The following is a 12,075-nucleotide window of genomic DNA, read 5'->3' as shown; positions in this document are numbered from 1 at the left end:
GATAACTTAAACATAATGACAACTTAAACATAATGACAACTTAAACATAATTATTTTTTAATTGATCGATTTGGTCGTATATATGATGAATCAAAACTTCAAATTTATTAATTTCTAATAGATAATTTTCATATGTATGGAGTTTGATTTTTTGTTCTTGGGTAGTGACATTGCCCCTGTATTCTTCTATGAGAGGAGTTATTTTCGTTTTTGCAATGTCTAATTCAGTCGCAAAACCATTCCTTATCTGGATAGCAAAAGCATCTAGCAGGTTTTTTTCCATAAGCAGGTATGTCTTGCGGGATCCGGGCTTATGTATTCTTTTTATACCCCAAAAATGTTCTATATTTTTTATCTTAAGGCTGATAGAAGCAAGGCTATACCCGGTTCTCTCTGCCAGTTCCTCCATACTTATCTCATTGGGCTCAAAATTAAGTATCGATAGAATTTGTGCAGTGGAATTATCAACTCCATAGTTTTTAAAGATCTCATGACCAATGTCAATTATTTTTTTTTCAATATCAGGCATTTTTCTCCTCTATGAATCTGAATGTTTTTTTAATATATTGGGATTATGTGCATCAGGCAGATACCAGTTTTAAGCCACCGATACCAACAGCAATTAGTCCAATGAAAAAGATTCTGGACAAATTCATTGATTCGTTGAAAAGGATTATTCCCATTAAGGTTGTTCCAATGATTCCAATACCTGTCCAGACTGCATAGGCTGTTCCAACGGGCAATGTTCTCAAAGCTCTCTCCAATAAATACATGCTCAAAATTAAAGTAATTACTGTAAACATCATTGGATAAAACTTGGTTAATCCATCACTATATTTCAGCCCAACTGCCCATCCAGTTTCAAATATTCCTGCAATTAATAAGTATATCCATTCCATATATATCATATTTTTAGTGTTTTTAATAAATATTAAAAGCTAAATGTGTCTAAGTTTTATTTATATTTATAGGAAGAAGTGTAAAATCCATCAAATCTTAATTTCATGGGATATAAGCGTTAACTTCCTCACCATTTTTTATATTTGTTGCCTTCATATGTACCATCGTCTATTTTTTCCTGAAAGTTTGGTATGAAATATTATGTTTGGACTATATGTAAACCTGACAACTATACACAATTATGGGGCATTATTTAACAATCGCTATCTTTAGATCCCATCATAAATTAAATGTCGACCTGCCGAAAGCAGGTGCTAAGACATAATTTCTTTTTTATCTGGGTCTTCGAGTAAAAAAAGAAAATTCCAGGGTATATTCGGGGCCCTTTCATTAACCTTTCTTAAGATTTTCATTAACCTTTTTTAAGACTTTCAAAAGCCAATCGCCCTTTCTGCCGGGATCATAGCCATTGGCACCTGACCTACAAGGCGGGCTACTATCCTGCAGCGGGAAAGGAGATGTTTTTCTTTCCTGATGTCCTCAAGGCGGTCGAAGATGTGACTGTTTTCAGGGCTTTCGGGAATATTTTTCCGAATTATTGTTTCGAGAACTTCCATTTTTTGCATGAGGACTTTTTTGTCGGCTGAGGTTTCGAAAGTCCAGTCCCGGACTTCGCGGCTGATGGCAGAGGTGATTTCTTCGGAGGAAGTGCCTTTTACCAGAAAGCAGGCAAAGCGGGCTTTTGCCCTGATTTCCTCAAGGGTGTCTTTCATCCTCTGTTCCGATACCTTTTGCTTTAGGGCAGGATGTCCTTTTTGCTCTAATTTCTTTGAAAGGATGACTTCTTCTTCAGCCCGTTCGAAAAGGGCGAAGGAATCCTCAAAGATCCGGAGAGAAGACTCAAGAAGCTTCTTCTCGGAAGCAAGGTCATTTGAACCGGGTTTGGCAGCGTCCTGAATAATTTTTTCAAACTTCCTAAATGTCCTGGAGAGGGCGTCGATTTCGTCTGCATCTCCCATTTCACAGATCATGGCTGAAAAGTACTTCTCGGACTCTTCCCTGCCGGTCTCGGAAGATTCAGCAGACAGAACGTTTAGGAATTTTTCGTAGAAGTTCAGGTAGAAGCCTGGAAGGGGGTGGTAGGAAGCTGTTTCGGCTGAATTTCTGAACTCCAGAACGGCTTCTTTAAGTCCACGCATGTATTCTGCTTCTGATTTTGCCTTTGCCGCATTATGGAGGGAGGCAATCCCGAGGGAGTGGAAAGCATACTTCCGCACGTAAGCGCACTCTGAACCTTTTAGTTTTTTTAGGCTTTCCAGGGCTTGATAAGGGTCGGGATGCACCGCATAGGCAGACTCAAAGGCCCGGGCAGCTGCTCTCTGGATAGAACTGTCCCTGTGGTTTGTAAGGGACAGGAGATCAGCCCAGGCTTTGTTTTTGTCCGGGACCAGCGGGAAAGAAGGGGCAAAAGCCTTTGCGGCTCCTTTCCTTACATCTTTATCCCAGTGGGATGAAAGCTGCACAAGTTGGCCCCAGGCATTCTGTTTATCCTCTGCGAAGGGGAAGGCTAGAGCTAGCAGGTTCGATGCACTTTTCCGGAGGTAATTGTCCGGTCCTGAACAGAGATCGGAAAGGTTGTTAAAAATACTCGTTTTATCTTTCACCAGGGGGAGAACCATGGAGAGAAGGTCGGCAGCATCCTTGCGGACAGGAGATTCCTGGTCGACACCCATCCGCAAAACCTCCTCCCAGACGCCTGTCATTATTTCTTGTCCCAGGCCTGCTTTTATGTCCTGTTCTGAACCTATTTCTATGTCCTTCTCTGAGCCTTTATTCATACCTCTATTTTGGTCCCCTATTCGGGAAAAGAGAGAGCGGAGGGACACAGATGCCCCCTTCCGAATTATGGGGTCGGGATGTGCGGAAAGGTTTAGCAGTTTTCCACATGTCCATTTCTTTTCCGGCAGGTGCGGGAAAACTGATGAAATTGAGTCTGCAGCATCCATTCGGACATAACTGTTCACATCGATTGCCAATTTCAAAAGTTCGATAAAAAGCTGTTTTCCCGGGTTTCCCGGGCCTTTTGCATTTCCTTCCTTGAAGACATAAGCGAGGGAATAAGCTACACTTCTGCGGGCAAAAGCAGGCTTTCTTGTAATTTTCGAGATTTCTTCAGAAGCTTCCTCTTCGAAAGCAAGGTAAGGGTAGGCAGAGGCGAGGGCATGCATTGCCCGCATGATCACGTAACTATGGCTTTCGGCTTTCAGGTGGAGGAGGTCTTCCCATGCTTTTTTCTTGTCGGAGACTTGCGGAAAAGCCTGGACAAGGGTGTCGGCAGCTCGTCCCCGTACATAGCTGACTTTACTTCCCGCAAGTTCGGTAAGGTCTTTCCAGGCACTGTCTTTATCCTCAAGGTGCGGGAATAATGGAGCAATGGAGTCCACTGCCCTGTCCCTCACATGACCATCTGTGGCTCTACTGAGCTTTAGAAGGGTAGACCAGGCTCTATTCCTGTCGGGAAAGTGAGGAAAAACTAGAAACATGGTATCTGCCGCACGCCGCCGGAGAGTCCCCTTTTCAGAGGCAATCAACCCTAAAAGGTCCTGCCATTCCGTTTCTTTATTTCGAGAACGGATAAAAGCGGAAGCAAGGGCTTCAAAAGATTCTTTTTGGAGAGGTTCTCTCTCTTCCAGAGCAAGCTTTAAGAGCTCTTTCCAGGCTTTATCCTGGTCTTCAACGTGTGAAAATACCATCCCGAGAGTTCGGGTAGCCTCAACCCTGGTGTTCATGTCTGCAGACTCCCTCAGTTCAAGCAGGTCTTTCCATGCCTGTATTTTATCAGGGACCAGAGGAAAAACCGATTTGAGACCGGAAAAAGCATATTCCTTTACAGAATCGGTTCCGGAACTCGCAAGTTTCAGAAAATCGGTCCAGACCATCTGTTCCCCGGGGATAAGGATATAAGAGGATGTAAGAGCATGCATCGCCGCATTACGTACCCCCGGAGCCTGGCTGGCCGCGAGGCCTGCAAGTTTCGTCCAGAGCTTTTTCCTGTCCGGCACATGAGGATAAACCAATTCAAGAGTTTTGACTGCAGTTTCCTTTACAAGGTTGTCTTTATCAGAGGAGAGTCTGAGCATATCATCGAAAGCCTGCTCCCTATCAGGGAGAAATTCAAAATTAGTACTCAACTGTTTCAGGGCATCGATTTTTTCTTCCATAAAGGGATTTAGAGTTCTGTCGTGTAGGGTTTCTTGGTCAATCACGTTTTCTCATCCCGTTTCTGGTACTAACCATCGTTTTTATGATTTACAGGTATCAACAATCGGTCTGAATATCGGTTTCGATTATCGGTCCGACTACTGGTTTTTGTTGCCTATTCAGTTCAGTCGAATACCCCGCTAGCTTGTTATGGGGATGAATGCTTCCCTGGTAATCGTTAATGATAATACGATTTATCAGTTCCATTTTTCGTTTGTTAATTTCTGCTCGAACTGAATGGTTTAGGGTTGTGATCTCCTTTTAGGGAATTTGGAGCGGTGGCGCGAACACACTGGTGCATCGATTCCATATATTCTCATAAACCACAGAAAAAAAATCATAAATGAATACAGACGGCTTCAATCCTTTTTTGTCCGTGCACGTATGTGGTTCTTTTAAGTGGAATTCATTGAACAGCGTTGATTTCAAATTCCAATTTTATGCCAGTAATTTGGAATCGAAGTACCAGGTTGCTTGCGGCGGGGTGCGCCAGCAAAACTTTAACTAAAAGTGATGGTGTTTCTTTATAAATATTCTGATTTTTATTTAATATTTAGAACGTCATACAGTTATTCTCAATTTTCAGCCCACCCCTTCTCTAGCTATTCTTTTTTAGAAGTAGCTTAAATTTATTTTTCCAGGATGCAGGCATAATTACTGAAAATTAGGACAATAAAGCCTATAATGCAGGATATTCGGTTCTGGTAAAGGAGGGACACCATGGAGCATGTCGTTTTGGCATGTTTGACACTGAGATGAGAATGGTGGGAATTGAAAATACCTTCATAGTAACTGCAAAAGGCGGAGAGTGTATTATAGGGAACAATCCGGGCTTGATTCCTGTATTTTGATTGACGAAAATCCCGGGCAAACCTATCTTCTAATTGAATTAAGTTTTAGGGAGAGGTTGTATTAGAGGTGAGTAGAAATAATTCGAACAATTCTTCAACCCTCTGCCCAATGGTAAGAGTCCGTGGCTATTCACCTGAGAAAGATCTTTTTATTAAGATTAAGAGCTTAAAATAAGTACCTCCGTCTAGCTGAAAATTCTCTGAATTTCATCTATCGTTATGAATTCAAATCTAGCCAGGATTGTAACGTAGACCTGGCAGCGACTTCCATCATCGAGTACACGCATAAAATGTATTAAGGGCATTACATCTATTCAGGTTCAGGCGTGAAAGGATGCGATAATATGATCAAAAAAAAGGAAGACTCAGGCAAAGAGGAAAAGCTGCATTCTGCAGAAGAAGCCTCCATTAGTGAACAGCTTGCTCCGGATGCAGACTCGAATCAAATCCCAAAAGAAGATTTTCCCATCGTGGGCATTGGCGCATCAGCTGGTGGATTGGCTGCATTTGAAGCCTTTTTTTCAGCTATGCCCAACGACACCAGTCTCGGTATGGCATTTATCCTGGTGCAGCACCTGGACCCTAACCACAAGAGCCTCCTCGCCGACCTGATCGGACGCTATACACGGATGTTGGTTTACGAGATTAAGGACGGGATGATTGTCCAGCCTGACTGCGTCTACGTCATCCCGCCTAACCACGACATGATTTTTCAGGATGGTAAATTGCAGTTGCTGGAACCGTCTGAGCCTCGCGGCCATCGCCTGCCGATTGATATATTCTTTCGTTCCCTGGCTCAGAGCAAGCAAGAGCTGGCAATTGGCATCGTACTCTCGGGTACCGGCAGCGACGGCGCACTGGGAGTGCGGGCGATCAAGGCAGAGGGCGGTATGGTGATGACACAGACCCCCGAATCCAGTGAGTACGACGGCATGCCGCGCGGCGCCATTGCCACAGGTCTGGTAGACTACCCCCTGCCACCGGCTGAGATGCCTGCTCAGCTCATTGCCTATGTCACCCAGGCATTTGGAAAAAGACCCCATTTGATTCCCAGGATCGAAGGCGCGATGAAAAATATATTCAGCCTGCTGCGCACCCAGACCGGCCACGATTTTTCCCATTATAAGCAGAACACCATCAACCGCCGCATTGAGCGGCGCATGGCTGTCCAGAATATCCAGAGTGTGAACGAGTATGTGAGTTATTTAGAGCAAAAACCTGCCGAAGTGGAGGCGCTCTTTTCCGACCTTCTAATCGGCGTTACAAGTTTCTTCCGCAACCCCACAGCATTTGAGACACTCCAAAAAAAACTAATCCCGGAAATCTTCGCCAACAAACGCACTGACTCAGTGATACGGATCTGGGTGGCCGGCTGCTCCACAGGTGAGGAGGCTTATTCCATCGGTATCCTGCTCCAGGAGCAGATGGAGATGTTGAAAAAAAATTTCAAGGTACAAATCTTCGCAACCGATATTGACAGCCGGGCTATCGGAGAGGCTCGCAGCGGCGTCTATCCCGCCAGCATCTCCATTGATATCTCCCCGGAAAGGCTGGACCGCTTCTTTACCCAGGATTCAGACGGCAATTTTCGCATCCGGAAAAATATCCGTGACATGGTAGTTTTTTCCGAACAGGACATTATCAAAGACCCGCCATTCTCCAAACTTGACATGCTCAGTTGTCGCAACGTGCTAATCTACATGGACAGGGAACTGCAGAAAAAGCTCATTCCCCTCTTCCACTACGCATTGAACCCGGGAGGATTTCTTTTCCTTGGCCCCTCCGAGACCCTGGGTGAGTTCGATAACCTTTTTGATACGCTGGACCGCAAGTCGAAGATCTATCTCAAAAAGTATGTTGACAGTGGACACCCTCCCTTGGGGATATTTAACTCTCCTGGACTGGAAAGAAGGAGGAGGGAGAAAAAAAGACTGTCTGACAAGGCTCTTATCGAAAGCAAACCTCAAATGCGCGAACTGACCGAACAGACGATTCTGCAAAATTACGGCCCGGCCAGTGTGCTCGTCAACCAGCAAGGCGACATCTTCTATCTTCATGGTCGGACCGGCATGTACCTGGAACCGGCTCCGGGTGAGGCTGGTATGAACATCCTGAAGATGGCTCGCGAAGGATTGCGGCAGGAGTTGGCTACGAGCCTGTACAAAGCCATAGTCAATAAAGAACCGGTATTTCACCCCGGGCTGCGGGTCAAAACCAACGGTGACTTCGCAACAGTCAATCTGGTGTTACGACCTGTGGCTGCAGACCCTGGTGCCGCCGCCGAGTCAAATCTGTTCTTGGTCACCTTTGAGGAACCGCCGGAGGGGGAGCAGAGCAAAGCCGGAAAGGAAACTGCCATAGATCCAGGTGAAGGAGCCTTTGAGAACGCAATGGAAGATGAAGCTCGCATCCTGGAGCTGAAGCGGGAACTACAGATTAAGGAAGAACATCTCAAAGCTTCCAATGAAGAACTGGAGACTTCCAATGAAGAACTCAAATCCTCCAACGAAGAGATGCAGTCAATCAACGAGGAACTGCAATCTACCAACGAAGAACTGGAGACCTCCAAGGAGGAACTGCAGTCCGTAAACGAGGAATTGGCTACGGTTAATACCGAACTGCAGAACAAGGTGACTGATCTGTCTCAGGCAGTTAACGACATGAACAACCTTTTGAGCGGCACGGGTATAGGTACTATTTTTGTGGATCACCAGCTGCGCATCCTGCGTTTTACTCCTGTCGTTACACGGATCATCAATCTGATCCCGACTGATGTGGGACGGCCTGTTGGGCATATCGTCTCGAACCTGTTGGGTTATGACCGTCTTGTAGTAGATATTAAGGAAGTGCTAGACAGCCTTATACCCAAAGATATTGAAGTCCAGACCCAGGATGGCTTGTGGTACCTGCTGCGCATCCGGCCCTATCGCACTCTCGAAAACGTTATCAAGGGAGCTGTGATCACCTTTACAGATATTTCCGAGATGAGGCAGGCAAGGGATCTCCTGAAGGAATCCGAGGTCATGCGCCGCCTTGCCGTGGTAGTGCACGACGCGAGTGATGCTATAACGTTGCAGGATATGGAGGGCCACATTCTGGCCTGGAATCCGATGGCTGAGAAGATGTACGGCTGGAGTGAAGCCGAGGCACTGAAGATGAACATTAGCAGCCTGGTTCCGGCGAGCCGAAAAGAAGGAGAGTTGGATACACTGAAGAAGCTTAGCCACTCTGAAAGTATAGAACCTTACCGCACCCAGCGGCTCACCAAAGATGGCCGGATAATAGAAGTGGGGCTGACCGTCACTTCACTGGAGAATGATGCCGGTGAGGTATATGCTATTGCAACTACGGAGAGGGAGATCAAATCAGGAAACATGGAGAAGAGAAAAAAGGAATAAAAAAGGGATCTGTTCGGACCGTTGTCTGACTTTCGCAAGAGGATGGGGGAGATAGTCCGAATAAAAACTACTCAGATATCGGAAAATCTGGATTCGTTCTTGTTGAATATGAAGTGAATTTTGAGTTTTGGAATCGGCCCATTAATATTAGGACTTACGCACTTGAAATGAAAAGGCATGCACATGAGGACTCGTCAACATTATTTAAGTTTATACAGTTAAGTCTTTTTTGCTCGTGGTATTAAATTCAACTGCGTAAGTCCTAAATATTTTATGCATGAAATGTTATATTTGAAGAGGAGCTAACTTACGATTACGTACGTTTTAAAAACAAATATATGCACCTTGTTCAATTTATGAAGTGTTGATTTTTTTTTTCTGCGAGACTTATAGCATGCGAAACAGGACTGTTGGGTGAGTCTTGATTAAACCTGAAAGAACGAGCAAACCACGTGTTTGAGAACAAGTAGTGATATTCTTACGCTAACGGTTTTCAGGAATTAATTTCCTATACCAGAATAGTCAGAGAAGAGGCAAAATGAGAAAAAACCTGAGAAAATCTGGTATTGATATTATTGGGGATATACCCTGGGGGACACATTTCTGCCAGTTCTACCAGACAAAAGAAGATTTGGTGGACATACTGGTCCCCTATTTCAAGGTCGGGCTGGAAAATAACGAATTTTGTATGTGGATAGTATCACGACTCTCTGAAGTAGAAGAGGCAAAAGAATATCTTAAGAGAGCTGTTCCTGATTTTGATGTTTATCTGGAGCAAGGGCAAATAGAACTCATTCCCTCCGCGCAGTGGTATTTAAATGGAAGTATTTTTGATTCGGAGAGGGTATTAAATGGATGGGTTGAAAAACTTAACAAGGCTCTGAATAATGGTTACGATGGATTGAGGTTGGGAAATTCTTTCCGGCTGGGAAAAAAATATTGGAGTGATTTGGCTGATTATGAGAAACAGGCAAATGATGTTATTGATAATTACCAGTTGATTGCCCTTTGTACTTATCCTCTCGCCGGGTGCAATGCAACTGAGATAATCGATGTGGTTATCAACCATCAATTTGCTCTGGTCAAAAGAGAAGGAAAATGGGAACAGATAAAAAGCACAAGGCACAGGAAAGCAGAAGAAAAAATTCAGAATCTGGCGAATATTGTGGAATATTCAAACGATGCTATTATAACCAAATCCCTTGATGGTATCATTACCAGCTGGAATAAAGGGGCAGAGCAAATTTATGGTTATCTGGCTGGAGAAGTTCTGGGAAAGCCCATATCCATTCTAGAGCCATCCATATTAGTTGGGGAAACAGAAGAATTGGCTGAACTGGTTAAACAGGGAGATAAAATCCACAATTATGAGACTTTACGGTTAAGAAAGGATGGTAAGATAATAGATGTCTCATTAACTTTTTCTCCGGTTTTTAATGCATCCGAAAAGCTGACCGGGATCTCAACTATTGCTAGAGATATAACCAGAAGTAAAAAAGCAGAAGAAAAACTTCGGAACAGTGAAGACAGGTACAGGATTGTCACAGAGCAGACAGGACTGGTGATATACGACTATGATTTAAGAACAGATGAGAGCAACTGGGCAGGTGCCATAGAGGAAGTTACGGGATATAGTTTTGAAGAATTACAGCAGTTGGGCAAAAACTTCTGGATCAGGAATATTTACCACTCAGATACGAATCATGCGGACGAAATATTTTCGAATTTGAGAATGACCGGAGGTAGATTTAATGAAGAATTAAGGCTGAGAAGAAAAGACGGAACTTGCATTTCTATCGAAAACTCCGGGGTCTGCCTTATGGATCATGAAGGTCAGCCTTATGGGGCTATCGGAGTACTGAAAGATATTTCAGAGAAAAAACTTGCCAGTAAAATTCTTCAAGAAAATGAGGAAAGATACTGTATAGCAACTGAACAGACAGGACAGATTATATTCGATTTCGATCTTGAAACAGGTGAATTCAAATTGGCAGGAGCCATCCGGGAAGTAACGGGGTACGATCCGGAAGAGTTAGAGAATTTAGGTAAATCGGGCTTGATAGAATATGTGCATCCTGAAGACAGGCTGGTACTGTTTGAAAACCTGAAAAAGTCCTTTGAGAAAATGAATAAAATTCAGGTAGAATTCAGGTTCAGAAATAAAGATGGGAACTACATCTATGCCGAAAAATGTGGAGTCTGGCTAAAAAATGACGAAGGAAAGGTATACAGAGCTATAGGAGTAATTAAAAATATTACAGAATGGAAACTTGCAATAGAAAAGGTTGAAGCGAGTGAGATGAAATACCTCTCTTTCATTCAGAATTTCCATGGGATTGCTTTCCAGTTTGATGAAAACTTTGTTACTATATTCATGCATGGCGCTGTTGAGGAGATCACCGGATATAGTGAAAAGGAGTTTATGTCCTGGATTAAGTGGAAAGACATAATCCATCCGGATGACCTGGCTTTCGTTCTCAAAGAAGAGGAAACGATTAGAAACTCTCCATCCGACAGCTACAAAGAAATCGAATTTCGTATAAAGCATAGGGACGGAAGAATCAGATGGGTTCGTGAAGTTTACCAGAGAGTTCAGAGAAAGGACGGAAAGCTGGAATTCTACCAGGGTGCTATTTATGATGTGACCGAAAGAAAAGAGACAGAAAAGTTCCTTGCAAATCTCGAAACTGCCCGTAAAAAAGAAATCCACCATCGGATCAAGAATAACCTGCAGGTAATCTCCTCCCTTCTTGACCTTCAGGCTGAAAAATTCAACAACAAAGAATGTATTAAGGATTCAGAGATCCTTGAAGCCTTCAGGGAAAGTCAGGACAGAGTAATATCCATGGCTCTTATCCACGAGGAACTGTACAAAGGTGGAGGGCTCGATACACTGAACTTTTCGTTGTATGTTGAGAAACTCACTAAGAATCTTTTTCAGACATACAGGCTTGGAAATGCCGATACCAGATTGGATATGGATCTAGAAGAAAACATCTTTTTTGACATGGATACTGCAGTTCCATTAGGTATAATTACCAATGAACTCATTTCAAACTCTCTCAAATACGCATTTTCTGACAGAGATAATGGGAGAATTAAAATCAAACTTTGTAGAGAAGAATCCCGGAAAAGTGAAGACAATAGAGCGGGAAACAATAATGAGGACTTAAAGGGCACCAATTTTATTCTGACAGTATTGGATAATGGGATAGGTATGCCTGAAACTTTCAATCTGGAAAATCTCGACAATCTTGGCATGCAACTGGTAACCACCCTTGTAGACCAGTTAGAAGGCGAGATTGAACTGAAAAGAGACAATGGGACGGAATTCACTATAAGGTTTACAGTAGTGGAAAAGAATTAAGGGTAATAACTATTTCAGGAGTCGTTCCTGTAGTGAACAGGTTGTCCTGTTGACCTGTTTTCTTTATTAATCCTATATCCAGCAGGTAGCTTGTTTTTTTCACAACATTTTTACTGATTACGTTTTTGTTGGAAAACACATTATCTCCGATACAAAACATCTTACCTTCGGCAGGTCGACATATAATTTTTGATAATTTTTGCTGATGGCGATTTTGAAATGATACTCCGTAATTGTGTGTAGTTGTTAGGTTTACATATGACCAATTATTAATCTATCATACTAAACTTTAATGAAA

The 12,075-nt window shown here is 43.3% G+C and carries 5 protein-coding genes; 2 read left to right on the top strand and 3 right to left on the bottom strand.

All coding sequences use genetic code 11. From position 1 onward, the window contains the following. Positions 1-40: 40 nt before the first annotated feature. From MSWH1_RS15520 to MSWH1_RS15510, 3 genes are all read right to left on the bottom strand, one after another. Positions 41-529 carry a GbsR/MarR family transcriptional regulator gene (locus MSWH1_RS15520; RefSeq protein WP_048129827.1) on the bottom strand — a complete coding sequence of 163 codons (489 nt, stop codon included), beginning with the start codon at positions 527-529 and terminating at the stop codon, positions 41-43. A 52-nt stretch (positions 530-581) separates the two neighbouring features. After that, positions 582-899: a multidrug efflux SMR transporter gene (locus MSWH1_RS15515; protein ID WP_048129826.1), complete on the bottom strand. Its 318-nt coding sequence runs from the start codon at positions 897-899 to the stop codon at positions 582-584. A 432-nt stretch (positions 900-1,331) separates the two neighbouring features. Further along, positions 1,332-4,166: a hypothetical protein gene (locus tag MSWH1_RS15510; protein WP_156148211.1), complete on the bottom strand. Its 2,835-nt coding sequence runs from the start codon at positions 4,164-4,166 to the stop codon at positions 1,332-1,334. Positions 4,167-5,356: 1,190 nt separating this feature from the next. On the opposite strand from MSWH1_RS15510, the gene MSWH1_RS15505 reads away from it, so the two are divergent. After that, positions 5,357-8,410, top strand: coding sequence for a CheR family methyltransferase (locus MSWH1_RS15505; protein ID WP_048129824.1), 3,054 nt, complete (start codon positions 5,357-5,359; stop codon positions 8,408-8,410). Between the two features lie 538 nt (positions 8,411-8,948). Beyond that, a complete protein-coding gene (locus tag MSWH1_RS17675; RefSeq protein WP_052722702.1) occupies positions 8,949-11,777 on the top strand; it encodes a PAS domain S-box protein in 2,829 nt (942 codons plus the stop codon). Positions 11,778-12,075 lie beyond the last annotated feature (298 nt).

The organism is Methanosarcina sp. WH1, from assembly GCF_000970005.1.
Taxonomy (GTDB): domain Archaea; phylum Halobacteriota; class Methanosarcinia; order Methanosarcinales; family Methanosarcinaceae; genus Methanosarcina.
This window is presented reverse-complemented; position numbering and strand designations above follow the sequence as displayed.